Consider the following 25,340-nt stretch of genomic DNA (forward strand, 5'->3'; position numbering starts at 1 on the left):
CCCAGGAGGGAATCTCCCGGCTTCAGCCGGGAGAGAGCTTCACTGCTTGAGCTCCACGTAGGCCTCTTCGCTGCTGTCGCGCAGGAACTGCCAGCAGCGCTCGGCCTCCTCGGTCTCCTTGATCGCGTCCGCCGCGCGGGCCAGCCCCGCGAGGCAGCGCAGGAAGCCCCGGTTGCCGCGGTGCCCCCACGGCACCGGGCCGTGGCCCTTCCAGCCGCTGCGGCGCAGCGCGTCGAGGCCCCGGTGGTAACCGGTGCGCGCGTAGGCGTACGACTCCACCACGCGACCGGCGTCGAAGGCGTCGTCGGCGAGCATCGCCCAGGCCAGCGAGAAGGTCGGGAACGCAGCCGCGACCTGGGTCGGGGACGCCGACTCCTCCCCCAGCATCCGGTACGGCTGCTCGTCCTCGGGCAGCAGGGTCGGTTCCGGTCCGCCAAGCAGGTTCTTGTAGTTGGTCATGGACTGAAGTCTGCCATCCGGCCCGGGCATACGGACCGAGAGCGTTCGAACACCTTGCGTGGTACAGACCAGGGCTTGCGCGCGCTGCACATACGGAGTATGTGGACAGCCCGGGTTTCCGCGTGCGAGGGTGACCGAAGCCGTCAATGAGCTGACACGGCATCACCCTGTTGGGCTATCAGAGAGCGTACGAGTGCGAGCAACTCCGAAGAGCCGGGCCGCGACCCCGAACCGTCGGCAGGCCAGACGCCGCCGACAGGCCAAGCGTCGACGACTGGCCATCGAGCTCACGCTGCTGGGCGGCGCCCTCGCGGCGGCCGGCCTCCTGGTGATACCCGACGGCAGTAGCGGTGCCTCCACCCCCGGGCCCACCACCCAGGCGCGGGCGGTCCCGTCACTGGGCGAGTCCCCGACGCCGGACAGCTCCGACACCGCGGGCGCCCGCGTGGAGACACCGAACACACCGAACACACCGAACGCCCAGGATTCGCCCTCCGCCTCGGCAAGCAGCTCGGCAGACCCGGGACCGGTCAAGGGCAAGGGCTCCTTCACCACGGCCACCGCCGACGGAGACGCCGTCGGGCACGGCAACATCCGCCGCTACAAGGTCGAGGTCGAGGACGGCATCGGCGTCGACGCCCAGGCCGCCGCCAAGCAGATCCACAACATCCTCTCCGACAAGCGGAGTTGGACCACCAACGGCAAGGACGGCTTCCAGCTGGTCGCCGACGGCAGGTACGACTTCACCATCAAGATCGCCTCCCCGGACACCGTGGACGCGATCTGCGCGACCGGCGGCCTCAACACCGGCGGCGAGGTGAACTGCGACGTCGGCCCCCAGGTGGTGGTCAACCTCAAGCGCTGGAACACCGGTTCGCCGATGTTCACCGGCTCGATCGACGACTACCGGGCCCTGATCATCAATCACGAGGTCGGCCACCGGATCGGCCACGGCCACGAGGGCTGCCCCGGCAAGGGCAAGCTCGCACCCGCGATGATGCAGCAGATCTACGGCCTCAACGGCTGCCTGCCCAACGCCTGGCCCTACACCGCCGACGGCACCTACATCAGCGGGCCGCGCGTGCCGTAGGGGCCGCCCGGCCGATTATTGGCATGCGGTCAGCCATGCATTGCCCAGAGGCGCGAGGCTCGGCGCAGTGCATGGCCGAGGCCAGCGAAACAGTCGTCAGGTACAGGGACCGGGCCGGCTCAGTACTCGACCGCGGCGATGCCGTCCGAGGTGCCGAGCACCACGCGGCCCTCGGTCAGGGCGAGTGCCCAGACCTGCGAGCCGAGCCGCAGTTCGAGCACCGGCTCGCTCCGGCCCACCAGGGCGACCCGGACCAGGCCGTCACCCCATGCGGCGGCGACCGCCAACCCGGCCGGGCTCCCGGCTGCCGCCACCGCGCCGACCGGCCCGGGACGGGGCTCCAGCGGCCCGGCCACCGGTACCGTTCCAGGACTCCAGAGCCGGACGGTCCCGTCGAAACCACCGCTGACCAGAACGGGACGGCCGTCGGCCACCGCACCCGCCAGCGCCGTCACCGGGCCGGTGTGCAGACGTTCGCCGATGACCGCGCCGTCCTGGTACCAGAACACCGACCCGGCCTCGTCGGCCACCGCCGGCGCCGCACCCGGCAGTCCCGCCACGGCGGCCAGCACACTCGGCGCGCTCTCGGCTTTACCGCGCAGCGCCTCCACCGCCGCCGTCTGCTGCTCCACCGACTCGGTGACGGTGCCCGGGGACGGGAGCACCTCAAGGCCGCCCCAGGCGTCCAGCAGCAGCACCGAGCCGCCCGGGGTCACCGAGAGCGCCCGCAGCGGCTTGGAGCCCGGCACGTCCACCCTGGCCAGCGGTACGCCGGTGCTCGCGTCCACCGTCCTGATGGTGCCGCCCGGGTCGGCGAGCAGCAGCTGCCCCGCGTACGCACCCGCGCCGAGCGCCAGCGAGGCGACCGGCCCCGGCCAGCCGACCGAGGAGTTGGGCCAGAGCGCCCAGGCCCCGCGCCAGGGCGCGGGCACGGTGGCGAGCCGCTCGGCCGCCGCCTCGTCCAGACCGATCAGCCTGGTGCGCAGCACGGCGGCCCGTACGCCGGGGTCGGGCTCGGCGATCAGCGCTGGTCCGGCGACGTTCCAGGCGGCCGGGAGGGGACCGCCGGTGCCGTCCAGGGCGGTCGTCACCGCGAGCGGGCCCGCGTGGACGAGCAGCGTCGGGTCGGCCAGCAGCTGGCCGGTGCTGCCCTCGCGGATGGTCGCCGTCCACAGCTCGGAGAGCAGCTGCTCGCCGGCGGCCGCCGGATCGGGGGCACCGTCCGCCGAGCGCGGTACCCGGGCGGCCAGCTGGGCCACGCTCTCGGGCGCCTCGGTCCGGGTACGGCCGAGCGCCGCACCCGGGCTCGGGTAGGCGGCGGGATCGGCGGCCCGGCCCTCGCACCAGCTCGCGAAGCGGGCCTGGTCGGTCCACTGCGGCAGATCGAGGTCGAGGACGGCGGGCTGCTCGACCGCCGCGAGGCCGAGCGCCTCCGGGCTGCCGTCCGCGGCCTCCACGATCAGCCGGACCTGGGGCAGGCGCAGCAGCGGATCGAGGAGCTCGGCGACCAGCCGGGCGGGGTCGGCCGCCCGGTTGAGACCGGGAACGCAGACGACCGTACGGCCGTCGGTCTCGGCCAGCGCGGTGAGCAGGTCACCGGGGGTACGGGCGACCACGCCGAGCCGGTGGCCCAGCAGCCAGACAGCACCTCGGACACCGATCCCCTCGGCGGGGACCACGGCGTGCAGTCGGCGCCACCCGGGGGCCGGTTCGCCGGTGCACGCCCGGACGAGCCACTCCAGCAGGTGGGTCTTGCCCGAGCCCGGCGAACCGGCGATCCGGCACAGCCGGGGCGAGCGGTCGTCGTCCAGCCAGCCCAGCAACGCGGCCCCGGCCGGGCGCCGTCCGGCCCGCAGCGGCGGTATCGCGTGGCCCTGCTCGGTCATGCCCAGTCCCCTCGTCCGTTCTTCTACGGCCGGGTTGTGAGCTTACTTGTCCGCTGCCCGAGCGGGCTGTGCCGTCGTCAGACCGGCCTTCGGCCGACCGGCGGACGCCGCCGTGCGGCCGCGGCCCGATCGCGGTCGGGCCCGGGACGGCCGTCAGCCCATGACGGGCAGGTACTCGGCGAGGTCGCTGCGCTCTCCACTCGCCGAGACGGCGGCGGACTCGACGGCGGTGGCCCAGTCGGTACGGCCGGTGGCGAGGCGGATCCAGCTGAGCGGGTCGGTCTCGACCACGTTGGGCGGGGTGCCGCGGGTGTGCCTGGGGCCCGGCACGGCCTGCACCACGGCGTACGGCGGAACCCTCAACTCGACCGATCCACCGGGTACTTGCTCGGCGAAGGCGTCCGCCAGCAGCCGGGAGACGGCGGCCAGGGCCTGCTTGGCGTGCGGGAATTCGGCGAGGCCGAGTGCGTCCGCGAGGTCGTCCGCGTGCACCACGGTCTCGACCAGACGCGTCACCAGGAAATCGGACAGCAGCATCGGCCCGAAGCGACCCACGAACCGCCGCCCTGGTTCGGCGGCTTCGGGGCTTTCCAGGGCGCTCAGCAACGAGTCGGCGGCCTGGTCGAACTCCCGGGCGACCTCCTCGGGCGAGCCCCCGAAGGCCCCCTCCGCATGCTCCTTCGCCGCCGCCCCGACCACCGCCGCAGCGGTCCGCGTCAGGCCGGCCCACTCGATCAGTCCGAGCGGACCGCCCTGCGGCACCGGGTCCTTGAGACGCTTGGGCAGCAAGTCCACGCAGTACCCGAGGTGCGCGACCAGCTGACGCACATTCCACTCCCCCAGCCTGGTCGGCCGGTCGAGAATCTCCTCGGCCACCGGGTCGGCGCAGAGCGCGTGAACGGCGGCGCGCAGCGCCTCGGTCTGACCGGCAAGGGCGGTGCGCACCTTGACGGGGTCGTACACACGGGACTTGGCCATACCCCGCAGGCTAACGCCAACACCCACGCCTCAGGAGCAAGGGCGAGCAGACAAAGGCGCGCGGGGCTCTGCTTGATCAAGCAGAGCCCCGCGCCCCCGAAGCTCAACGCTTGCACCTGGACCAGACAGTCAGGCCAGCAGGGCCTCGATGACGCCGGTGTGGGCGTCCTTCAGCTCGGCCAGCGAGACGCTGAACTGACCCTGGACGTCCAGGCTTTCGCCGTCCACGACGCCGATCCGGGCGACCGGCAGGCCGCGCGCACCGCACATGTCGTTGAACCGGACCTCCTCGCTGCGCGGCACCGCGACCACCGCGCGGCCCGCCGACTCGGAGAACAGGAACACGAACGGGTCCAGGCCCTCGGGGACGACGACGCGCGCGCCGACGCCGCCCTTGAGGCAGCTCTCCACCAGCGCCATGCCCAGGCCGCCGTCCGAGAGGTCGTGCGCGGCGTCGATCATGCCGTCGCGCGAGGCGGCGATCAGGATCTCGCCGAGCAGCCGCTCGCGCTCCAGGTCCACCTTGGGCGGCAGGCCGCCGAGGTGGTCGTGGACGACCTGCGACCAGGCGGAGCCGCCCAGTTCGTCGGTGGTGTCGCCGAGCAGGTAGATCAGCTGCCCCGGCTCGGCGAAGCCGATCGGAGTGCGGCGGGTGACATCGTCGATCACGCCGAGCACCGCGACCACGGGGGTCGGGTGGATGGCGGTCTCACCGGTCTGGTTGTAGAGCGAGACGTTGCCACCGGTGACCGGGGTGCCGAGCACCAGGCAGGCGTCGGCCAGACCGCGGGTCGCCTCGGCGAACTGCCACATCACGTCCGGGTCCTCGGGGGAGCCGAAGTTGAGGCAGTCGGAGACGGCGAGCGGCTTGGCGCCACCGGCCGCGACATTGCGGTACGCCTCGGCGAGGGCCAGCTGGGCTCCGGTGTACGGGTCCAGCTTGGTGTAGCGGCCGTTGCCGTCGGTGGCGACCGAGACGCCGAGGTTGGTCTCCTCGTCGATCCGGATCATGCCGGAGTCCTCGGGCGAGGAGAGCACCGTGTTGCCGAGCACATAGCGGTCGTACTGGTCGGTGATCCACGCCTTGGAGGCCTGGTTCGGCGAGCCGACGACCTTGAGCAGGTCGGCCTTGAGCGCGTCGCCGTCCGCCGGCCGGGCGAGGCGGGAGGCGCTCGGTGCGTCGGCCTGCAGGGCGTCCTGCCAGCTCGGGCGGGCGTACGGGCGCTGGTAGGTCGGGCCCTCGTGGGCGACGGTGCGCGGCGGTACGTCGACCACCAGCTCGCCGTGCCAGAAGATCTCCAGGCGCTCGCCGTCGGTCACCTCACCGATCACGGTGGCGATGACGTCCCACTTCTCGCAGATCTCCAGGAAGCGATCGACCTTGCCGGGCTCGACGATCGCACACATGCGCTCCTGCGACTCGCTCATGAGGATCTCCTCCGGCGAGAGCGTGTTGTCGCGCAGCGGCACGGTGTCCAGCTCGATCCGCATGCCACCCGAACCCGCCGAAGCCAGCTCGCTGGTGGCGCAGGACAGTCCGGCGCCACCGAGGTCCTGGATGCCCTTCACCAGCTTCTCGGCGAAGATCTCCAGGGTGCACTCGATGAGCAGCTTCTCCTGGAACGGGTCGCCGACCTGGACGGCGGGGCGCTTGGCCGGGCCGGTCGCGTCGAAGGTCTCCGAGGCCAGCACCGAGACACCGCCGATGCCGTCACCACCGGTGCGGGCACCGTAGAGGATGACCTTGTTGCCGGCGCCGGACGCCTGCGCGAGGTGAATGTCCTCGTGCTTCATCACGCCCACGCACAGTGCGTTGACCAGCGGGTTGCCCTGGTAGCAGGGGTCGAAGACGACCTCGCCGCCGATGTTGGGCAGGCCCAGGCAGTTGCCGTAGCCGCCGATGCCCGCGACGATCCCGGGCAGCACGCGCCGGGTGTCGGGGTGGTCGGCCGCGCCGAAGCGCAGCGGGTCCATCACGGCGACCGGGCGGGCGCCCATCGCCAGGATGTCGCGGACGATGCCGCCGATACCGGTGGCCGCGCCCTGGTAGGGCTCGATGTACGAGGGGTGGTTGTGCGACTCGACCTTGAAGGTCACCGCATAGCCCTGGCCGACGTCCACCACACCGGCGTTCTCGCCGATGCCGACCAGCATGGCGTCAGCCCCTGCCGTCCCGGCGGACGGCTTCTTCTCGCCGAACTGCTTCAGGTGCACCTTGGAGCTCTTGTACGAGCAGTGCTCCGACCACATGACCGAGTACATCGCCAGCTCGGCGCCGGTGGGGCGGCGGCCGAGGATCTCGCGGATCCGGGTGTACTCGTCTTCCTTCAGACCGAGCTCGGCCCAGGGCTGGGCGGAGTCCGGGGTCTGCTCGGCGTTCTTGACGGTGTCGAGAGTCATCAGGCGTTCACCAGCTGCTTCAGGACGGAAGTGAAGAAGCCCAGGCCCTCGGTGGTCGGACCGGTGAGCGGCTCCACCGCGTGCTCGGGGTGCGGCATCAGGCCGACGACATTGCCGGCGGCGTTGGTGATCCCGGCGATGTCGCGGTACGAACCGTTCGGGTTCAGATCGACGTACCGGGCCACGACTCGGCCCTCGGCCTCCAGTTCGTCCAGGACGTGCTGGTCGGCGACGAAGCGGCCCTCGCCGTTCTTCAGCGGGACGACGATTTCCTGACCGGCCGAGTAATCGCGGGTCCAGGCGGTCTCGGCGTTCTCGATGCGCAGCTTCTGGTCGCGGCAGATGAAGTGCAGCGAGTCGTTGCGGGTGAGCGCACCGGGCAGCAGGTGGGATTCGCAGAGCACCTGGAAGCCGTTGCAGATACCGAGGACGGGCATTCCCAGCTTGGCCTGCTCGATGATGGTCTCCATCACCGGGGAGAAGCGGGAGATGGCGCCGCAGCGCAGATAGTCGCCGTAACTGAATCCGCCCGGCAGAACGACGGCGTCGATCTGGTGGAGATCCTTGTCACGGTGCCAGAGGGCGACCGGCTCGGCGCCGGCCAGTCGGACCGCGCGCTGGGCGTCGCGGTCGTCGAGGGAGCCGGGGAAAGTGACTACGCCTACGCGAGTGGTCACTTGCCGTCCTCCTCGATGCGGACGGTGAAGTCCTCGATCACGGTGTTGGCGAGGAAGGTCTCGGCGGCTTCGCGGATGCGGGCGAGCGCGGCGTCGTCCACCGGCCCTTCCAGCTCCAGTTCGAATCGCTTGCCCTGGCGAACATCGGCGATCCCGTCGAATCCGAGGCGAGGCAGTGCACGCTGCACCGCCTGTCCCTGCGGGTCGAGGATCTCCGGCTTGAGCATGACGTCGACTACGACGCGTGCCACTTGCACTCCCGGTGGTGTGGTGCGTGAAGGCGGGGGGACCTTCAGACTACCGGGGGTTTCGGGCGAGTTTGCGAGCCGGGCGAGGCAACGCGCGTAGACCTTTGCCCCTTACGCGCCAAGGGTTCCAGGGCCCTCGACCACCTCTGTGACCGGCCGCTTTCGGCGGCTTAAATCCCCTCCGCTGAGCCGCAGCTAGAACGTCCGAATACCGGCACTCCGGACAGATCGACCATCGGTATCAGTGCTATCAGCCACACGTGAAGATGGATGAAAATTCGGAAAAAGAATGCATGGGGGCCTTCGATTTCCGCCCGCTTTGGGTGCAGAATAGGGCGACCGGCGACGGAGAGTCGGGCGTATCGGCATGGGCCGATGCCGTCCGCCTGCTCATTCCCAGCCGGTGCACAGGGTCGACGAGGCGCAGCCACGCGTCCGACGGCCGAATTGCCCGAGAGGATTGACACCCATGGCTCAGCGTGTAGTTGTCACGCTCTCCGACGACCTGGACGGCGGCGCTGCCGCGGAAACCGTCCACTTCGGCGTAGACGGGAAGTCGTACGAGATCGACCTGTCCGTGGACAACGCGGAGAAGCTGCGGGAGGCCCTCGCCCCGTTCGTCGCGGCCGGGCGCCGCCAGAGCCGTACCGGAAAGTCGTTCCGCCGCACCGCACTCACCCCCGACCCGGCCGCCGTCCGCGCCTGGGCGCAGTCGCGCGGCATGGAGCTGCCCGCCCGCGGCCGCATCCCCAAGCACGTCTACGAGGCTTTCGCCGAGGCCAACTGACCTGGCACAGCGGGCTCGTCGTCCCCACCCCGACCGCACCGGCGGGGAGGGTGGGGCGACCACCCCGATCCATGGGGTAGAGTATTTCTCGTCGCCGCAACCGGGAGATCGGGGAGGCGGCCGATGCAAGTGGGCGGAAACGCCTGGCGCATCGTGCGGACGTGGCTCAGTTGGTAGAGCATCACCTTGCCAAGGTGAGGGTCGCGAGTTCGAATCTCGTCGTCCGCTCGCAGTAAGTGCAGTACGGCATAACTAAAGATCATGCGGACGTGGCTCAGTTGGTAGAGCATCACCTTGCCAAGGTGAGGGTCGCGAGTTCGAATCTCGTCGTCCGCTCCAGTCACGAAGGCCCCCCTCCCACGAGGGGGGCCTTTGTCGTTTCCGCCACGTCTTCAGTACCTCGTTCCTCCACCGTTCCTCCATCCATGACATTTGTCATCGCCGACCCATGGATCCGCACCGGGCTTCGATGACGGCACGCACTGCTCATGCCACCGGGCCGACGGGAGGCTTGAGGCATGAAGAACAGCAGCTCCGGTGAGCAGCCCGCCATCGAGGTCCACGGCCTGCAACGCCGCTACGGCCCGGCCGGATCCGCCGGCTTCGATGCCGTCCGCGGCCTGGACCTCACCATCCGCCGGGGGGAGCTGTTCGCACTGCTCGGCACCAACGGGGCGGGCAAGACCTCCACCATGGAGCTGATCGAAGGTCTGGCCGCCCCGACGGCGGGGACGGTCCGGGTGCTCGGCCACGACCCCCACCGGGAGCGGGCCGTGGTCCGGCCGCGGATCGGGATCATGCTTCAGGAGGGCGGCTTCCCCTCCGACCTCACCGTGGCCGAGACCGGCCGCACCTGGGCCGGACTCACCAGCGGCGCCCGCCCGGTGGACGAGGCACTCGACCTGGTCGGCCTGCTGGACCGGCGGGGCGTACGGGTCAAGCAGCTCTCCGGCGGCGAGCGACGCCGACTGGACCTGGCGATGGCCCTGCTCGGCCGCCCCGAGGTGCTCTTCCTGGACGAGCCGTCCACCGGCCTCGACCCCCAGGCCCGCGCGGCCGTCTGGCGGCTGGTCCGCGAACTGCGCACCCAGGGCACCACCGTGCTGCTGACCACGCACTACCTGGAGGAGGCCGAGGAGCTCGCCGACCGGCTGGCGATCATGCACCAGGGCCGGGTGGTCACCTCGGGCACCGTCGCCGAGGTGATCGCCGGTCGCCCGTCCAGGATCAGCTTCGAGCTGCCCGAGCGCTACGGCCGGTACGAGGACCTCGCGCTACCGCGGCTGGACGGCGAGATCAGAGCGGACGGCCGCCGGATCACCCTGCACACCGCTCGGCTCCAGGCCGCCCTCACCGAACTGCTCGGCTGGGCCGCCCACCACGAGATCGCGCTCGGCGGGCTGGACGCCCGCAGCGCCTCGCTCGAAGAGGCCTTCCTCGCCATCGCCGCCGAAGCCGGCGACACCACCACCCCCGCCGCAGCCCCCGCCCTGATCGGATCCGCCCGATGACCACCGCGACCGCCACCGCCGCACCGTCCTCCTCCCTCGGCCGTATGCTCGCCCTCGGCCGTGCCGAGACCACCCTGCTGCTGCGCAACCGCACCGCGCTGTTCACCGCCCTGGTCCTGCCGCTGATGCTGGTCGGCGGGGTGCACACCATGCTCAAGAAGCAGGCCGAGCACTTCCCCGCGCTCGACCTGAACGCCGGCCTGGTCACCGCGGTGACCGGGCTCATCCTGATGTTCGTCGTCTACTACAACCTGACCGCCGCGTACGTCGGGCGGCGCGGTGAACTCGTCCTCAAGCGGCTGCGCACCGGCGAGGCGAGCGATCTGGAGATCCTCGGCGGGACGGCCGTTCCCTCGGTGGTCCTCGCCCTGGTGCAGTGCGCCGTCCTGGGCGTGGCGGCTGCCGAACTGCTGCACCTCCCGGTGCCGGTCAACCCGGTGCTGATGGTGGCCGGGCTCGGACTCGCCGTCGTCCTGCTGATCGCCCTCGCCGCAGTCTCCAGCGCCTTCACCAAGAGCGTCGAGAGCGCGGGCATCACCACCCTGCCGGTCATGCTGGTCGCCCAGTTCGCCTCCGGACTGCTGGTGCCCCTGGAGGTGATGCCGGATCAGCTCGCCACCTTCTGCCGCGCCCTGCCCACCACCCCGGCCTTCCAGCTGCTGCGCCTCGGCTGGTTCGGTACCGACGGCTCCGCCACCGCCACCGACTTCGCCGGTACCTGGGTCCAGGCCGCCCCGCACCTGGCGCTCGCCGCCCTCTGGACCACCGTCGCCGTCTGGGCCGCCCGCCGCTGGTTCCGCTGGGAACCCCGCCGCTGACGCTCCCGCTCCGGCATCGACCCGATGTCCGGTCCGACCACCCCGGACTGATAGGAAGACAGCTCGACCATGACGTCACGGGGATGGGACAACGACGAGGTGGATCTGACCAGACCGGTACGCCGCTGGCGAGCCAGCGGGAAGCCGCAGCGTACCGAGGCATACGTGCGCTGGTCGGTCTATCTGACCGAGCTGATGCAACCCTTGGTGGCCCTGGGCTCCCTGACCGAAACCAGGGGTGCCGTCCACTCCGCCTGGCTGACGCCGGGCCTGCTGGCGACCTCCGTCCTTGCCGCCGTGCTGTCCACCGGCTGCTTCCGGGCCACCTTGGACTACTACCTCGGCCGCCGCGAGCGGCCGATCGCCTGGATGGTCGTCACCGGCCTGGTGATCGTCGTCAGCGTGCCGCTCCTGCTGGTGCTCGGGCCGACTTCCCTGAACGGCGTGCTGCCCACCACCTCGACCGAGGTCGCCTACCTGACCGCCTTCAGCTTCGCCGGCTTGGCCCTGGCCCTGACGGTCCGGGCCAGCGTGCTCGCCGGCGCCGCGCTGGTGCTGCTCGTGCTCCCGTCCGGACTCGCCGCCGGGATGTCCGTCAGCACCACGGTCGGACTGATGCTCGGCCTGGCCATCTGGCTTCCGGCACTGGGAGCGGCCTGGCGCTGCTCGGCCTGGATCGTCTCGGTGGTCTGGGAGCTGGACGCCGCCCGCGAGGCCCAGGCCCAGCTGGCGGTCGCCGAGGAGCGGCTGCGCTTCTCCCGCGACCTGCACGATGTGATGGGCCGCAACCTGACCACCATCGCGCTCAAGAGCGAGCTCGCCGTCCAACTGGCCCGCCGGGGCCGCCCGGAGGCCGCCGACCAGATGGTCGAGGTGCAGCGGATCGCCCAGGAGTCCCAGCGCGAGGTCCGTGATGTCGTACGCGGTTACCGCGCCGCCGACCTCCAGGCCGAACTGACGGGCGCGCGTTCGGTGTTGCGCGCTGCCCAGGTCGAGTGCACCACCGAGATCGGCCTGGGTGTCGCCGCGCTGCCCTCGGCCGTCCAGTCGGTGCTCGGCTGGGTGATCCGCGAGGCGACCACCAATGTGCTGCGGCACAGCGACGCCACACACTGCTCGATCCGGCTGCAACTGACCGCCGACCGGGCCGTCCTGGAGATCGACAACGACGGCGTGCCCGACACCCCCAAGCCAAGTGCGGGCAGTGGCACCGGCCTGGCCGGGCTCCGCGAACGGCTCGTCGTCCTCGGCGGCGAACTCACCTGCCGCAAGGAAGGCCCCGGCAGCCACCGGCTGACCGCGAGCCTTCCCCTGACCGCCACCGCCACGTTCGACACGACCTCGCCCGCTGCCGGTCCGTCCGGTGCCGGTCCGTCCGCAACCGCCCTGCCCGCAAGCGCCATGGAGACGTCCACCTGATGACCGAGCCCACCGCCGGAGCGCCCGTACGCGTCCTGCTCGCCGACGACGAGCACCTGATCCGCGGTGCCCTGGCCGCCCTGCTGGCCCTGGAGGACGACATCACCGTGGTCGCCGAGGCCGCCTCGGGCCCCGAGGCACTGGCGATGGCCAAGGCCCACCGGCCCGACGTCGCCGTCCTGGACCTCCAGATGCCCGGACTGGACGGCATCGAGGTCGCCCACGAGCTGCGGCGGGTGCTGCCGGACTGCCGGACGATGATCGTCACCGGCCACGGCCGCCCCGGCTACCTCAAGCGCGCCCTGGAGGTCGGGGTGCGCGGCTTCCTGCCGAAGACCGTCTCGGCCGTGGACCTGGCCGGGATCATCCGCACCGTCCGGGCCGGCGGCCGGTTCGTGGACCCCGAACTGGCCGCCGACGCGATCAGCGCCGGGGACAGCCCGCTCACCCCCCGGGAGACCGACGTCCTGGAACTGGCCGCCGACGGAACCTCGATCACCGAGATCGCCGCACGGGCCGCACTCTCCCCCGGCACCGTCCGCAACTACCTCTCCTCGGCCGCCACCAAACTGGGCGCCGAGAACCGCCACGCGGCGGTCCGGGTGGCCCGCGAGCACGGCTGGATCTGACCAGCCCTCAGACAGGCGGGCCACCCCCGGGAACGCAATCGGGCAGCTCAGGCCCAGCTGTGGCCGGTCAGGCGCTCGTACGCCTCGATGTACTTGGCCCGGCTGCGCTCGATGGTCTCGGCGGGCAGCGGCGGCGGCGGCAGTTCGCCCTTGGGGTCCCAGCCCGACTCGGGCGAGGACAGCCAGTCGCGGATGAACTGCTTGTCGAAGGACCGCTGGGAGTGGCCCGGCTGCCACTCGTCGGCGGGCCAGAAACGGGAGGAGTCGGGGGTGAGCACCTCGTCACCGATCACCAGTTCGTCCTCCAGCAGGCCGAATTCGAACTTGGTGTCCGCCAGGACGAGCCCGCGCTCGCGGGCGATGTCCCGGGCCCGGGAGTAGACGGCGAGCGTGGTCTGCCGCAGCCTGACGGCCAGCTCCGCACCGATCCGGTGGACGACCTCCTCGTAGGGGACGTTCTCGTCGTGCTCGCCGACCTCGGCCTTGAGGGCGGGCGTGAAGATCGGGGCGGGCAGCTCCGAGCCGTTCTCCAGCCCCTCGGGGAGCGCGATGCCGCAGACCGTACGCTCCGCCCGGTACTCCACCAGGCCCGAGCCCGCCAGGTAACCGCGGGCCACACACTCGACCGGGATCATGTCCAGGCGGCGGCAGACCATCGTGCGGCCCTTCCAGTCGGCGGGCGCACCGGCCGGGACCTCCGCCGAGATGACGTGGTTGGGCACGATGTCGGCGATCCGCTCGAACCACCACAGCGAGAGCTGGGTGAGGATCCGGCCCTTGTCCGGGATCTCGCTGGGCAGCACCCAGTCGAAGGCGGAGGTCCGGTCACTGGCGACCATCACCAGATCGCCGTTCTCGGCGCGGTAGAGGTCGCGCACCTTGCCGGTGTGCAGGTGGACCAGGCCGGGTACCTGGACCGGCTCGGGCTTGATGACAAATCCGCTCAAGGTCGTCTCAGTCCTCAGGGTGGTTCTCGCGGCTGCGCGTCGAGAAGTGGAGGTCAGTGGCCCGAGTCTTTCACGAGGGCCTCTCCGTGCCCGTTCCACGCGCGTAGCGTCCTGCGGACAGCACCCCGGAGGACAAGGGTGCGAGGGGTTGCTTCTTGGGGCGCGGGGCTCGCGCGGGGTCACCCCTCCTTGCAGAGGTGGTCGAGCAGGTTGGCGGTGGCCCGCTGGATGCGGTCGTCGGTGTGGCCGGGACGGTCGAGCGCGGGCGACCAGGCGAAGGTTCCCGCGGCGAAGACGTGCGCGCCGCTGGGTGCCCGGTAGAGCGAGGTCTCCTGGTGCCGGAGCCTGCCGAGGACGTCGCGGTACGGGGAGTGGGCGAGCAGTCGGCGCTCGGCGTGCTCGGGCAGCGCGACCTTGGGGAAGTAGCAGTCCGCCTCCCCGGCGACCAGGCCGGGCAGTTCCTCACCGTCCCGCAGCCCGGTGCCCTCCCAGAGCCAGTGCGAGGTGTTCCTGGCCACCAGCGGGACGGGCGTGGGCACCCGCCCCGAGTACTGGATGCCGAGCAGGTGCTGTTCCGGCTCGCCCGCGTCCCGCCACAGGCCGCTCTGGCTGCCGGGTACTCCAAAGGCCTGATGCCCGGCCGGAACGCGCTGGCGCTTGCGGCAGTTGAGCAGCCGGTTGGGCTCACCGGACGGACCGGCCGTCAATTCGACCCGCCAGTACATGGTGTTCGCGGACAGGAAGACCAGCGAGGTGCCACCGTCCCTGGCCCGCTCCACCGTCCGCCGCATCGGCTCCGACCAGTACTCGTCGTGCCCTGGGAAGATCAGCGCCTTGTGCCGCGCCGGATCCACAAGACCGGCGTGCAGGTCCAGGGCGGTGGCGTAGGCCAGGTCGTAGCCGTAGCGCTCGGCCCAGCGGATGAAGTCGTAGGCGTGGCCGACGTGCAGCGGCAGACCCGCACCCGCGTGCGGCCGGTCGAAGGAGACCGTGACGGCGGCCTCCTCCTCGCCCAGCAGCCGTCCCTCGCCGTCCCACGCGTGGTAGAGGCTGGCACCGTTGTGCCCGTCCTCGGGGAAGAGGTTGTACGCCTGCCAGGTCACATCGGGAACCACCAGCAGCAGCTCGGAGGGGTGGCTGGGCTCCTGGACGTCCCTGACGGTGAACGGGATGTGGCTGCGGTGCAGGCTGTCGGCCGTGGTGAGCACCGCAACGTACGCACCGGCTCTCCAGTGCTGCGGGATGTGCAGCCGCCAGGACTGCCACCAGTGGTGGCAGGAGACGGTACGGCCGACCACCAGCGGCGCGGCCTGGGCCACCCCGGCGATCAGCGGACTCAGCGTCATGTGGCGGGCCCCGTCGCCCCCGTAGTGCCCGATCCGGTAGACGTCCACGCTGAACTCGCGCGGCGGGTTCACGGTGACCCGGAAGTCCACCGAGCCGCCGGGACGGATCACTCCCGCCGAGGCGAAACCTTTGATCTGCTGGTCGACGTCGTCCGAGTTGGCCGGGGTGCCGACCGGCGGCTTGGGACGAGCCGTGGCGAACGGCCGCTGGCCGGGGGCGTCCACGCTGACGTACCAGGGGACGGCGCCCTCGATCCCGGCCACGTACTGGTCCGGGCTGCGCAGCCAGGGCAGCGGGCCTTGTCCGAAGGGGTCGGAGACGCCGTGTGCCAGCGTGCCCGACTCCCAGCGGCGGTTGAGTTCCGTCTCCACGCGCCCCTCCCACAGTTACCGGGCCCGGCCCGGCGCTCCCCCGCCCGGTGGCATGTGCCACATGTATGTGCGTGCTGTGGTCTAGCACACCACACAGTGCTGGCGCTGCGTCACCCCACGGTAGCAACAAGTGTTGTTGAAACCCGGCGCTGCGACCCGGCTGGCCGCACGTCTCCCGGTTTCAGAGCCGGACGGGGCGCTCAAGGCGGATGCACGCGCCCTCCAGCCAGGCGCGCAACGGGGCGTCCTTGCCCCGCTCCACCGCCTGCGCCACCGCACCCGCCGGATCGGCCCCTCGCCTGCCGTCCACCAGCAGGACGGGGCCGTCCAGCCAGTCCAGCCCCGCGACACCGGCGCCGGTGTCCACGGCCGCGCAGCAGACCAGCGCGGTGACGTGCTCGACCAGCAGATCCCGTCCGCTGCGCACGGGTTGCAAGGGGGGCGCGGCGGTGCGGCCGCTGCGCTCCAGCTGGGTGGCGAGGGCGGCGGACAGCGGCTCGCCGCCGCCGTCCGCGAGCCGGGCCAGCAGCCGGGTCAGCGTCGGCCCGACCGTACGGCTGTGCGCGACCGCGTTGCCGCGCCCGTCGCCGCCGCGCTCGGTGCCGCCGCGCTCGGTGCCGTCCAGCGCCGCCTGCAGGGCGGACGCCTGACTTCGCCAGCCGCGGTCCACCACCTGCGCCGGGTAGTCCGCCCAGTCGAGGTCCTGCCAGCCGGTGGCGGGAGCACCGAAGAAGAGCTCGGCGGCGAGCAGCGAGACGGCGGCGTCGACCCGGCCCGGCTCCTCCAGCAGATCGCAGGCGGGCCGGTCGCCCAGCCGGCTCTCGTACCCGTCGGCGAGCCGGTCGCGGCGGGAGAGCTCGGTGAGGGCGGCGACCACGCCCGCGTTCAGATGGGTGGGCAGCCGGCCGAGCCGCCAGGCGGGCAGCGCGACCCGGCTGAGCAGCCGGTCCCAGCCCGCGTAGGCCAGGCCGACCTGCTCCTGGGCGGCGATCCGCAGGCCGTAGTCGACCGACTTGGCGTGCTCGGACGCCCAGGCCGCGACCGAACGCTCCAGCTCCGCCGAGTGGTCCCGGCAGGTGCCGAGCAGGCGGCGGGTGATCCGGTCCACCAGGGCCGCCGGGCCTCGGCGCGGGGCACCGAGCGAGGCGTCCAGGCTGCGGACGAAGCGGCGGGCGGCGGCGATCTCCGGGTCGGCCGCGGCCGCCGTGCCCGCCACCACGGGCGCGAGCAGGGCCCGCAGCTCCCCGGCCCGCATCCACCACAGGAACGGCGAGCCGATCACCAGCACCGGCGCGGACGGCTCGGCCGGACGGAGCGAGAGCAGCCGCAGGCGCGGATGGGCGTCCTCCAGCCAGCTGTCGCAGTCAGGGGTGAGCGCGATGGCGGACGGGGCCGGCACCTCGAGCCGGTCGGCCAGCTCGCGGATCAGCCGGTACAGCTCCGGGGCGTCCGCCTCGGCCACCGGCACGGCCGGGGTCTGCGGCGGGACGGCCCCGGCATGGGCACGGGTGACCAGGAAGGCGATCACCAGCACCACCACCGCGACCAGGCCGACCACCCAGCGGGCGGTGTCCCATGCCACCGCGTCGGCGGAGCCGGACGCGCCGAGGCGCCCGGTCAGCCGTCCCGCCAGCAGCACCACGGCGAGGGCGGCAGGCAGCGCGGCGACGGCCACGCCGAACCCACGCACCCGCAGCAGAGCCTGGGCATGTGCGCGGGCTGCGTCCACAGCGGCCATTCGACGCGGCACCCCCTTCGGAGCCCGAGGTCGGTGATCGCGAGCCCTCACCGAAGAGGTCCACAACGGTCCGGACGCCCGAGCCGACTCGAAATGATCAGTTCCGACCGGGACGCAGCCTTGGCCGACCCCGGTTGTGCATCCTGCATGGCACTTCCGACAGTTTTGACGCCAGCGTGCGGGCGAGTGTTCCGGACCGGCCCGCTTTCCACCCGTCCTAGTGACGGTGCACGCTTTCAGCATCCCCCTGACCGAGCCGGGCCACCCGGCGTCGGGCACGACGGCCCGACCGGGCCGACGCGATCCGGCACGATCCAGCGCACCCTAAGGCCGGTGCAGCGGCCGCGTCAGCCGGATGGCGAGTCCGTCACCCGAAGGGTTGGAATCCCGCCTCCGTCCGGTGTGGCGGCCGCCCTCCCGCCGCATCTCCCGCAACGGCAGAGGGCGCTGCGCCATGGGTGCACCTCCCGGCCGGAGCCGGGGACGATGACCGGGCGCAGCGCCCTCGGGGCGTGCCGTCGCCGTCGGGCTACTGCCCGGCGGCCTTCAGTGCGATGTCACTGCGGTGGTGCGCGCCCTTGAGGGCGATCCGCTCGACACCCCGGTAGGCCCGGGTGCGGGCCTCGGTGAGGTCCGCACCGGTCGCGGTGACCGACAGGACCCGGCCACCTGCGCTGAGCACCTGGCCGTCCTCGCCCGACCGGGTCCCCGCGTGAAGCACGTACACCGTGCCGTCGGCGGACTCCGCCTCGGCCAGCCCCTCGATCACATCGCCGGTGCGCGGCGCGGCCGGGTAGCCCTCCGAGGCGATCACCACGGTGACGGCGGCACCCTCGTGCCAGCGCAGCGGCTCGAGCTCGTCCAGCGTGCCCTCGGCGGCGGCCAGCAGCACGCCCGCCAGCGGGGTCTGCAGCCGGGCGAGGACGACCTGGGTCTCCGGGTCCCCGAAGCGCGCGTTGAACTCGATCACCCGGGTACCGCGCGAGGTGAGCGCAAGGCCCGCGTACAGCAGGCCGGAGAACGGGGTGCCCCGGCGGCGCAGCTCGTCCACGGTGGGCTGCAGCACGGTCCGCAGCACCTCCTCCACCAGCCCCTCGGGGGCCCATGGCAGCGGGGAGTAGGCGCCCATACCGCCGGTGTTGGGGCCCTCGTCGCCGTCCAGGGCGCGCTTGAAGTCCTGGGCGGGCACCAGCGGCAGGACGGTGGTGCCGTCGGTGATCGCGAAGAGCGAGACCTCGGGGCCGTCCAGGTACTCCTCGATGACCACGCGCTCGCAGGAGGCGGCGTGGGCCAGCGCGGCCCCGCGGTCCGGGGTGACCACGACGCCCTTGCCCGCGGCCAGGCCGTCGTCCTTGACCACGTACGGGGCGCCGAAGGCGTCCAGGGCCTCGGCCGCCTCGGCCTCGGTGGTGCACACGTAGGAGCGGGCGGTGGGGACGCCGGCGGCCGCCATCACGTCCTTGGCGAACGCCTTGGAGCCCTCCAGCCGGGCCGCCTCGGCGGAGGGGCCGAAGACCGGGAAGCCGGCCGCCCGCAGCGGCTCGGCGACCCCGGCCACCAGCGGGGCCTCCGGGCCGATCACGACCAGGTCGGCGGCCAGCCGTCCGGCCAGCGCGGTGACCGCCGCGCCGTCCAGCTGGTCGACCGGGTGGACCGTCGCCACCTGCGCGATCCCGGCGTTGCCCGGGGCGCAGTGCAGCTCGGTGACGGCGGGATCTTGGGACAGAGAGCGGCACAGGGCGTGTTCGCGGGCGCCGCCGCCGATGACGAGGACCTTCACGCCGCAAAGGGTAGTCGGTGGCTCATTCGAATAAGTCCTCGGTACCGTCGGAAGCTCCAATGAGACTGGCCGTCGGGACGTATTTCTTGGATGAACCTCCAACTATGGGGAGGAGTCGGACCGCCCTCGACCGGCGAGTCAGAAGGAAGGACCACCGATCGCTCGCTCGGAAGGGTGAAATCTCGCCGCCCACCGAAACCCTCTCACCTCGGCATACCGAGGTGAAATCCGATAACGATCACCTCCGAAGCGGCCCCACGGTCAGCCATTTGGCGGTAAGAAGTTGTCTCGGAGAACCACCGGCACAGGCCGGTGCACGGCACCATGGGCGGCCCACACCCGCACCAGGCGCCGAACCCGTCCGACGAAGTGTCACAGGATCCAGTGTCAGCCCAACGCTCCGTCAGGCCCGGTACCCCGCCAGGGCCTCAGCAGTCCGCCCGCCACAGGGAGCCCCACAGGTGAGCCAGCCGGAAATGCAGCCCGAGGAGAGCCCCTGGGGCAAGGAAGTCGGCGAGGAGGACCAACCCGCCACGCCCTCCCCGGACCCGGCGCCCAGCCGCCGCCGTACCGATCTGAGCGCCCGCCAGTTCCCGCTCGGGGACTGGGGCGAGCCCGCCGAACGGCTGGAGGAGCTCTACCGCTGGTCCGAGGAGCGGGCGGTCGAGGCGATCGAGTGGTACCAGCGGGACCGGATCTGGAAGCGCCGCTGGGCACGGCTGCTGCGGTTCGGCGCGGCCGGCTTCGCCGTGGCCGGAGTGACGGCCCCGCTGGTCGCGCTCACCGGTCTGGCCGGGCAGGCGGCGAACTGGGGGTACGTCGGCCTGGTGCTCTCCGCCGCCGGCCTGGGCGCGGACCGGACCTTCGGGCTCACCTCCGGCTGGATGCGCGACGTCAGCACCGCGCAGGCCCTGCAACGGCGGCTCGAAGCCTTCCAGTTCGACTGGGCCTCGGAGTGCGTACGCGAGGTGCTCGGCCCCACCGAGGGCACGGCGGGCGAGGCCGCCGAGCGCTGCCTCGGGGTGCTGCGGCGGTTCTGCGAGGACATCTCGGACATGGTCCGCAGCGAGACCTCCGACTGGATGCTGGAGTTCCGGGCCAGTATGACCCAGCTGCCCACCCAGGCGGCCGGCCCCTGGGGCGGCCGCAGCGAGGGCGGCGCCGACGCCCAGGTCCGCGTCCTGCCACCCCCCGGCACCCGCCCCACCATGCCCCGCCAACGCCCCCCGGAGGGCCCCCTCCGCTGACCCCTGCGGTGGGTGCAGGCTTTCAGGGGCGCGGATCCGCGCCTGAGAACCTGCACCGAGGACCCGCCCCTGAAAGCCTGCGCCCGTGGGGCGCGGGCTGTGGTCAGGCGAAGACGATCATCGAGCCCTGGGTGACGCTGCGGGTGGCCGCCGCGTAGAGGCCTGCCCAGGCGTGCCGTTCGCGCGCGTAGGGGTGGAGGTCGTCCAGCGGTGGGCCGAACGGCTGCTCGAGACCGGTCGGGGCGAGCGGGCGGGTCGGCGCCGGCGGGTTGTACACGTCGATGCCCAACACCGGCGCGACGGCCTGGAGTTCGCGCATCAGCCCCTGCGACGAGCCGAGCGGCCCACCGGACTCCAGCAGGTTCTCCGCCACCACCGGGAGCAGGAAGTCGATCGGAACGTACGCGCCCGCGTGGTCGAAGTGCCAGACCAGGTGCGACTGTTCGGCCGTGCTCTCGAACATCTCCAGCAGCTGCTCGTAGTCACCGCCGAGCGCATCCACCGGCGTGACCTCGAAGCCGGTGAGACCCAACAGGTAGGCACGGCGCAGAAAGTGGAGCGAGTCGTAGTCGAACGCGGCCACCGGTTCGACCTCGCCGGTTATCCCCGGCGCGTACTGGTACACCGGCACCTCGGGCAGGCCCTGGGAGGCGAGGGCGCCGTTGTAGCGCAGCAGGTCTTCCCGGAAGGGGTTTTCGGGGCTGTGGGTCAGCTTGTCCACGAGCGGGACCAGCCAGAGGTCGCAGGCCATGGGCCGGCTCATCCTCTCCGGAGGGCGGGCAACGACGGCCCACCCTACCGGCCCGGTGCGGGCTCCTCGCTCCCCGGCCGGAACGGACGCAGCGGCCGCCCGAACCGCCCCTGCGACACGAAGCGCGGCAGCGGCACCAGGCCGAGGCCGACCTCCGCCACCTCGCGTACGGCGGCAGCGGGCCGGGGCTGCTCCACCACGGGCGCCACCTCGGGCTCGGTGACGTGGACCCCGGGATCCGACGGCGTCTCGGCGGCCACGGACGAGCGGAGCAGCGACAGGACGGTGACCGACTCCAGCGACTGTCCGGCGAGAGAGGCCAGCAGTTCGATGGTGAAGAGGTTGTACTCGTTGATCAGGCGCTGCGCTCCGGCCAGGTCGCGGGCCTCGATCCGGTCCACCAGGTCGGTGTGCCCGGCCCAGCAGACACCGCTGAGGTTGTCCGCCCCGCGCAGGTAGGGCGCAGCGAACATCCAGGACTGCACTCGAAGCCAGTCCAGGTAGTCGCCGATCCGGCCGTTGTCCATCAGCAGCCCGACCTCCTGCCAGAACCGGCGGTCGCAGCCGACCAGGACATCCAGCTGGCCGGCTCTGGAGGCGCGGGCGGCGGCCTCGGCGCGACGGCGCAGCGAGGGGAGCCGGCCCCAGTCGTACCCGTGTGCCCCGGGGCCGCCCCGGCCGGCGGCGAGCTGGCGCATCGCGCTGTCGGTGAGCAGTGTCCTGGCCTCGAAGATCTCCAGGAAGTCGCGCCAGGTGAACTCGGGCACGGTGAAGCCGCGGTGGTGCTCGGTGCGGAGCAGCCCCTGGGCCGCCAGGTCGACCAGTGCCTCACGGGCCGGGGTCGCCGAGACCCCGTACTGCTCGGCGATCTCCTTGACCGTGAAGTTCCGGCCCGCCGCGAGGCGGCCGGCCATCATCTCCTCGCGCAGCGCCCCGGCGATCTGTTCGCGCAGGCTGTTGCGCTGGATCGCCGGATGGTTGCCCCCGATGCCGAAGGAGCTGGACATTCCGGTCACGACCCCCTCTTCCGGGCTCGGCAAAACGCGATGGTGGCTCATCTTCTCAAAAAAGCCCACCATGTGCGCAAGAGCCTTAACTCCGGCCATATCAGGACAAGGTGGCTGGTTTCCGCTCATGCGGTCCGGTCAGCGCTGGACCGGGGCCGGGATGCCGAGCAGTCGGTCGCGGTGCACCGGGAACTCGGTTCGGGCCCTGGCGGCCTCCCCCGGGTCGAACTCCACGGTGAGCACCTCCTCGCCCGCGCCCGCCTCGGCCAGCACCTTGCCCCAGGGATCGACCACGATGCTGTGTCCGGCCTGTTCGACCCCGCCGTGCGTACCGGCCGTGTTGCAGGCCAGCACATACGCCTGCTCCTCGACCGCGCGGGCACGGGCCAGCAGCGTCCAGTGCTCGCGGCGGCGCTCCGGCCAGGCGGCCGGAAGGACCAGCAGCTCGGCGCCCGCGTCCAGCAGCGCCCGGAAGAGCTCGGGGAAGCGCAGGTCGTAGCAGGTGGCCAGGCCCAGGGTGCCGAAGTCGGTGGTGGCGGTGACGATCTCCTGGCCCGCGCCCATCGCGACCGCCTCACCGCTGTCGAAGCCGAAGCGGTGGATCTTGCGGTAGGTGTGCATCAGCTCGCCGTCGGGGGCGAAGAAGAGCGAGGTGTTGTAGATCGGGCCGTCCGGATCGCGTTCCACGATCGAACCGGCGTGCAGCCACACCCCGGCCGCGCGCGCCGCCGACGACATCACCTCGGCGGTCGGCCCGTCCAGCGGTTCGGCCCCGCCCGACCAGGCGTCGTACGCAAAGCCCCCGAGCGGCCACAGCTCGGGGAGCACGACCAGGTCGGCCCCCTCCTGCGCCCGTACCAGCGCCGCGGCCCTGGCCCGCCGCTCGGCGGGCGGCTCGGCGTCGGAGACCGCGAGTTGGATCAAAGAAGCGCGCACACTACCACCGTCCATGGCACCCGTCCTACGATCGTCACCCGAAAGCGCTGCCCAGCTGTCATCCGGCAGCGTAACGTGCGGGTAGCGCGTCCGCCCGGAAGCCTGGACACCTCGTCCACCCGGACCTGGACGCCGCAGTAAGGACGCTGACGGAGGGCCGGAGATTCCCGTGACGGACAACCAGACCGTGCAGGCCTGTATTGATGCCTGGACGCAGTCCATCGAGTCCATATCCGAACTGCTGGCCCCGCTGCCGACGGACTCCTGGAACCGGGCGACCGAGTGCCCGGGCTGGTCCGTACGGGACATCGTCTCGCACCTCATCGCGGTCGAGTCCGAACTGCTGGGCGATCCCCGGCCGATCCACTCGCTGCCGCGCGACCTGCGGCACATCACCACCGAGTTCGCCCGCTATGTAGAACTGCCGGTCGACAAGCGCCGCTGCCACACGCCGATCGAGATGACCAGCGAGCTGGAGTACACCGTCATCCGCCGCTCGCGCGCGTTGCGCAACTCCCGGCAGCAGCCGGACGACCCGGTCCGCTGGCCGGCCGGCCCGCTCGCCCACGACGTGCCGTACTGGTCGCTGCTGCGCACCCGGGCCTTCGACGTCTGGGTCCACGAGCAGGACCTGCGTCGCGCCCTCGACGTCCCCGGCAATCTGGACTCCCCCGCCGCGTACGTGACTCGCGACGTCCTGCTGGAGGGCCTTCCGAAGGCCGTCGCCAAGCAGGCCGGTGCTCCCGCCGGAACGGTCGTCACCTTCGACGTGACCGGGCCCGTCGAGTTCCTGCGCAGCGTCCGGGTGGACGCGGGCGGGCGCGGCACGGTGGACGCCACCGTCAGCCTCGCGCCGGACGTGCAGCTCACGATGGACTGGGAGACCTACGTCCGGCTCGCCTGCGGGCGCGGCCGCCCGGGCCCGGTCAAGGCCGAGGGCGACCAGGAGCTCGCGGCCCGGGTACTGGCCAACTTCGCCGTGACTCCATGACCTTCGGCGGGCAGGCCGGCGAGGCTCTAGGGCCTCGCCACCTTGCCCTTCAGCCGCAGGATCATCGCGGTCCCCACGGCCAGCGGGACGTACTGCCAGCAGAACGCCCACCGGTACGTCCCGGCGGTGTGTCCGGCCGGTCCTGACAGGGAGTCGAGGAGGATGCCGACGCCCAGCAGGGTGATCATCGTGCCGATGAAGCCGCCCATGTTGGCGATGCCCGAGGCGGTGCCGAGCCGCTCGGGCGGGTTGTGGGCGCGGGCGTAGTCGAGGCCGACCAGGGAGGCGGGGCCGTTGCTGCCCATGACGAGGAGCAGCACCACCAGCAGCCAGAGCGGCGGCCGCGCACCCGGCCAGGCCAGCACCACGGCCCAGCAGGCCGCCGTGCTGCCGATGACCGTGAGGGTGACGGGGATCCGCACCCTCGGGTAGCGCGAGACGAGCCGTCCGAAGACCAGGCCGAAAGTCATGTTGCTGAGGACCAGCAGGGTCAGCAGGGTCCCTGCCTCGCCCCGGCTCATGCCCTGGCCCTCGACCAGGTACGGCATTCCCCACAGCAGGCCGAAGGCCGCGCCCGGGAAGGCGGTGGTGAAGTGCACCCACATGCCGAGCCGGGTGCCGGGTTCGCGCCAGGCGTGCCGGATCTGGTCGCGTACGGGCAGTCGCCGCCCGGCGTCCGGTACGACGGCGACACCCGCCGGGGCCTCCTTGAGCAGCAGGGCGACCAGGGCGAAGGAGCCGACGCCGAGCAGGGCGATCAGGGCGAAGGTGGAGGTCCAGCCCTCGCTGTGCAGGGCCTGGGCGAGGACGACGGTGCTCACCAGGTTGCCGCCGGTGCCGACCAGACCGGTGAGCTGGGCGACCAGCGGGTTCTTCGCCGCCGGGAACCAGCGGGCGGCGACCCGCAGCACGCTGATGAAGGTCATCGCGTCACCGCAGCCGAGCACCGCCCGGGAGGCCAGCGCGGGCCCGAAGGAGGAGCTGAAGGCGAAGCCGAGCTGGCCGGTGCTCAGCAGCAGGATGCCGAGCAGCAGTACCCGGCGCGGCCCGAACCGGTCCACCAGCAGTCCCACCGGGACCTGCATGGCCGCGTAGACCAGCACCTGGAGGATGGCGAAGGTGGAGAGCGCGGAGGCACCGATCCCGAACCGGGAGGCGGCGTCCAGCCCTGCGACACCGAGGCTGGTGCGGTGGATCACCGCGAGAACGTAGACGCTGACGCCGATCGACCAGGCGGTCCAGGCGGCCCGGCCACCGGGCGGCACCGTGTCGGCCGGCGCCGATCCACCGAAGGCCCGTTGCACAAGGGGCGGAAGCGGGAGC

The 25,340-nt window shown here is 72.0% G+C and carries 22 protein-coding genes and 2 tRNA genes; 10 read left to right on the forward strand and 14 right to left on the reverse strand.

Annotated features, from left to right (window positions below; genetic code table 11):
* Positions 1-39 precede the first annotated feature (39 nt).
* Positions 40-459, reverse strand: a complete 420-nt coding sequence (locus P3T39_RS03080) for a DUF3151 domain-containing protein (RefSeq protein ID WP_280695696.1) — start codon at positions 457-459, stop codon at positions 40-42.
* A gap of 193 nt (positions 460-652) precedes the next feature.
* Between P3T39_RS03080 and P3T39_RS03085 the strand changes: the two genes are divergently transcribed.
* Positions 653-1,549, forward strand: a complete 897-nt coding sequence (locus P3T39_RS03085) for a DUF3152 domain-containing protein (RefSeq protein ID WP_280695697.1) — start codon at positions 653-655, stop codon at positions 1,547-1,549.
* A 119-nt stretch (positions 1,550-1,668) separates the two neighbouring features.
* Here P3T39_RS03085 and P3T39_RS03090 read toward each other — a convergent pair whose 3' ends face one another.
* From P3T39_RS03090 to purS, 5 genes are all read right to left on the reverse strand, one after another.
* Positions 1,669-3,435 (reverse strand): hypothetical protein, encoded by a 1,767-nt coding sequence (locus tag P3T39_RS03090; RefSeq protein ID WP_280695699.1) that lies wholly within the window; start codon positions 3,433-3,435, stop codon positions 1,669-1,671.
* Positions 3,436-3,588: 153 nt separating this feature from the next.
* Complete coding sequence (locus P3T39_RS03095; RefSeq protein WP_280695700.1) at positions 3,589-4,413, reverse strand: maleylpyruvate isomerase family mycothiol-dependent enzyme; 825 nt, start codon at positions 4,411-4,413, stop codon at positions 3,589-3,591.
* 129 nt (positions 4,414-4,542) lie between these two features.
* Entirely contained in the window at positions 4,543-6,813 is a 2,271-nt protein-coding gene (gene purL / locus P3T39_RS03100; RefSeq protein WP_280695701.1) for a phosphoribosylformylglycinamidine synthase subunit PurL, read from the reverse strand.
* Positions 6,813-7,490 (reverse strand): phosphoribosylformylglycinamidine synthase subunit PurQ, encoded by a 678-nt coding sequence (gene purQ / locus P3T39_RS03105; RefSeq protein ID WP_280695702.1) that lies wholly within the window; start codon positions 7,488-7,490, stop codon positions 6,813-6,815. Before purQ ends, purL begins: the two co-directional genes overlap by 1 nt.
* The gene (gene purS / locus P3T39_RS03110; RefSeq protein WP_045305233.1) at positions 7,487-7,741 is read right to left on the reverse strand and encodes a phosphoribosylformylglycinamidine synthase subunit PurS; all 255 of its coding nucleotides are present in this window, start codon (positions 7,739-7,741) and stop codon (positions 7,487-7,489) included. The genes purQ and purS overlap by 4 nt, the downstream gene beginning before the upstream one ends.
* A 466-nt stretch (positions 7,742-8,207) precedes the next feature.
* On the opposite strand from purS, the gene P3T39_RS03115 reads away from it, so the two are divergent.
* The 7 genes from P3T39_RS03115 to P3T39_RS03145 all read left to right on the forward strand — a co-directional run bounded on the left by P3T39_RS03115 (position 8,208) and on the right by P3T39_RS03145 (position 12,902).
* Complete coding sequence (locus P3T39_RS03115) at positions 8,208-8,525, forward strand: Lsr2 family protein (protein WP_030304494.1); 318 nt, start codon at positions 8,208-8,210, stop codon at positions 8,523-8,525.
* A gap of 155 nt (positions 8,526-8,680) precedes the next feature.
* Positions 8,681-8,753, forward strand: a tRNA-Gly gene (locus P3T39_RS03120).
* Between the two features lie 35 nt (positions 8,754-8,788).
* Positions 8,789-8,864 (forward strand) — tRNA-Gly (locus P3T39_RS03125).
* 179 nt (positions 8,865-9,043) lie between these two features.
* Positions 9,044-10,036 (forward strand): ABC transporter ATP-binding protein, encoded by a 993-nt coding sequence (locus tag P3T39_RS03130; RefSeq protein WP_280695703.1) that lies wholly within the window; start codon positions 9,044-9,046, stop codon positions 10,034-10,036.
* The gene (locus P3T39_RS03135) at positions 10,033-10,854 is read left to right on the forward strand and encodes an ABC transporter permease (RefSeq protein WP_280695704.1); all 822 of its coding nucleotides are present in this window, start codon (positions 10,033-10,035) and stop codon (positions 10,852-10,854) included. The genes P3T39_RS03130 and P3T39_RS03135 overlap by 4 nt, the downstream gene beginning before the upstream one ends.
* 69 nt (positions 10,855-10,923) lie before the next feature.
* Positions 10,924-12,273: a sensor histidine kinase gene (locus P3T39_RS03140; protein WP_280695705.1), complete on the forward strand. Its 1,350-nt coding sequence runs from the start codon at positions 10,924-10,926 to the stop codon at positions 12,271-12,273.
* On the forward strand, positions 12,273-12,902 hold the full coding sequence (locus P3T39_RS03145) for a response regulator transcription factor (RefSeq protein WP_280695706.1): 630 nt from the start codon (positions 12,273-12,275) through the stop codon (positions 12,900-12,902). Before P3T39_RS03140 ends, P3T39_RS03145 begins: the two co-directional genes overlap by 1 nt.
* A gap of 47 nt (positions 12,903-12,949) precedes the next feature.
* Here P3T39_RS03145 and P3T39_RS03150 read toward each other — a convergent pair whose 3' ends face one another.
* From P3T39_RS03150 to purD, 4 genes are all read right to left on the reverse strand, one after another.
* Positions 12,950-13,849: a phosphoribosylaminoimidazolesuccinocarboxamide synthase gene (locus P3T39_RS03150; RefSeq protein WP_280695707.1), complete on the reverse strand. Its 900-nt coding sequence runs from the start codon at positions 13,847-13,849 to the stop codon at positions 12,950-12,952.
* A 179-nt stretch (positions 13,850-14,028) separates the two neighbouring features.
* Positions 14,029-15,567, reverse strand: a complete 1,539-nt coding sequence (locus P3T39_RS03155; RefSeq protein ID WP_280695708.1) for a N,N-dimethylformamidase beta subunit family domain-containing protein — start codon at positions 15,565-15,567, stop codon at positions 14,029-14,031.
* A gap of 181 nt (positions 15,568-15,748) precedes the next feature.
* Positions 15,749-17,305, reverse strand: a complete 1,557-nt coding sequence (locus tag P3T39_RS03160) for a hypothetical protein (RefSeq protein WP_280695709.1) — start codon at positions 17,303-17,305, stop codon at positions 15,749-15,751.
* A gap of 529 nt (positions 17,306-17,834) precedes the next feature.
* Positions 17,835-19,085: a phosphoribosylamine--glycine ligase gene (gene purD, locus P3T39_RS03165; protein WP_280695710.1), complete on the reverse strand. Its 1,251-nt coding sequence runs from the start codon at positions 19,083-19,085 to the stop codon at positions 17,835-17,837.
* 461 nt (positions 19,086-19,546) lie between these two features.
* On the opposite strand from purD, the gene P3T39_RS03170 reads away from it, so the two are divergent.
* The gene (locus tag P3T39_RS03170; RefSeq protein ID WP_280695711.1) at positions 19,547-20,332 is read left to right on the forward strand and encodes an SLATT domain-containing protein; all 786 of its coding nucleotides are present in this window, start codon (positions 19,547-19,549) and stop codon (positions 20,330-20,332) included.
* Between the two features lie 103 nt (positions 20,333-20,435).
* On the opposite strand, the gene P3T39_RS03175 is transcribed toward P3T39_RS03170, so the two are convergent.
* From P3T39_RS03175 to P3T39_RS03185, 3 genes are all read right to left on the reverse strand, one after another.
* A complete protein-coding gene (locus P3T39_RS03175; protein ID WP_280695712.1) occupies positions 20,436-21,083 on the reverse strand; it encodes a hypothetical protein in 648 nt (215 codons plus the stop codon).
* 44 nt (positions 21,084-21,127) lie between these two features.
* A complete protein-coding gene (locus tag P3T39_RS03180) occupies positions 21,128-22,090 on the reverse strand; it encodes a GntR family transcriptional regulator (RefSeq protein WP_348534302.1) in 963 nt (320 codons plus the stop codon).
* Between the two features lie 138 nt (positions 22,091-22,228).
* A complete protein-coding gene (locus P3T39_RS03185; protein ID WP_280695713.1) occupies positions 22,229-23,026 on the reverse strand; it encodes a carbon-nitrogen family hydrolase in 798 nt (265 codons plus the stop codon).
* Between the two features lie 169 nt (positions 23,027-23,195).
* Here P3T39_RS03185 and P3T39_RS03190 point away from each other — a divergent pair, with 169 nt between their 5' ends.
* The gene (locus P3T39_RS03190) at positions 23,196-24,017 is read left to right on the forward strand and encodes a maleylpyruvate isomerase family mycothiol-dependent enzyme (protein ID WP_280695714.1); all 822 of its coding nucleotides are present in this window, start codon (positions 23,196-23,198) and stop codon (positions 24,015-24,017) included.
* 26 nt (positions 24,018-24,043) lie between these two features.
* On the opposite strand, the gene P3T39_RS03195 is transcribed toward P3T39_RS03190, so the two are convergent.
* Entirely contained in the window at positions 24,044-25,321 is a 1,278-nt protein-coding gene (locus tag P3T39_RS03195) for an MFS transporter (RefSeq protein WP_280695715.1), read from the reverse strand.
* Positions 25,322-25,340 lie beyond the last annotated feature (19 nt).

The sequence above is a fragment of the Kitasatospora sp. GP82 genome (assembly GCF_029892105.1).
Classification (GTDB): domain Bacteria; phylum Actinomycetota; class Actinomycetes; order Streptomycetales; family Streptomycetaceae; genus Kitasatospora.

Coding starts and splice junctions, on each gene's coding strand:
- purL (WP_280695701.1), bottom strand. CDS start 6,813: ATGACTCTCGACACCGTCAAGAACGCCGAGCAGACCCCGGACTCCGCC.
- P3T39_RS03175 (WP_280695712.1), bottom strand. CDS start 21,083: ATGGCCTGCGACCTCTGGCTGGTCCCGCTCGTGGACAAGCTGACCCAC.
- P3T39_RS03095 (WP_280695700.1), bottom strand. CDS start 4,413: ATGGCCAAGTCCCGTGTGTACGACCCCGTCAAGGTGCGCACCGCCCTT.
- P3T39_RS03180 (WP_348534302.1), bottom strand. CDS start 22,090: ATGTCCAGCTCCTTCGGCATCGGGGGCAACCATCCGGCGATCCAGCGC.
- P3T39_RS03090 (WP_280695699.1), bottom strand. CDS start 3,435: ATGACCGAGCAGGGCCACGCGATACCGCCGCTGCGGGCCGGACGGCGC.
- P3T39_RS03115 (WP_030304494.1), top strand. CDS start 8,208: ATGGCTCAGCGTGTAGTTGTCACGCTCTCCGACGACCTGGACGGCGGC.
- P3T39_RS03160 (WP_280695709.1), bottom strand. CDS start 17,305: ATGGCCGCTGTGGACGCAGCCCGCGCACATGCCCAGGCTCTGCTGCGG.
- P3T39_RS03145 (WP_280695706.1), top strand. CDS start 12,273: ATGACCGAGCCCACCGCCGGAGCGCCCGTACGCGTCCTGCTCGCCGAC.
- P3T39_RS03130 (WP_280695703.1), top strand. CDS start 9,044: ATGAAGAACAGCAGCTCCGGTGAGCAGCCCGCCATCGAGGTCCACGGC.
- P3T39_RS03140 (WP_280695705.1), top strand. CDS start 10,924: ATGACGTCACGGGGATGGGACAACGACGAGGTGGATCTGACCAGACCG.
- P3T39_RS03080 (WP_280695696.1), bottom strand. CDS start 459: ATGACCAACTACAAGAACCTGCTTGGCGGACCGGAACCGACCCTGCTG.
- P3T39_RS03135 (WP_280695704.1), top strand. CDS start 10,033: ATGACCACCGCGACCGCCACCGCCGCACCGTCCTCCTCCCTCGGCCGT.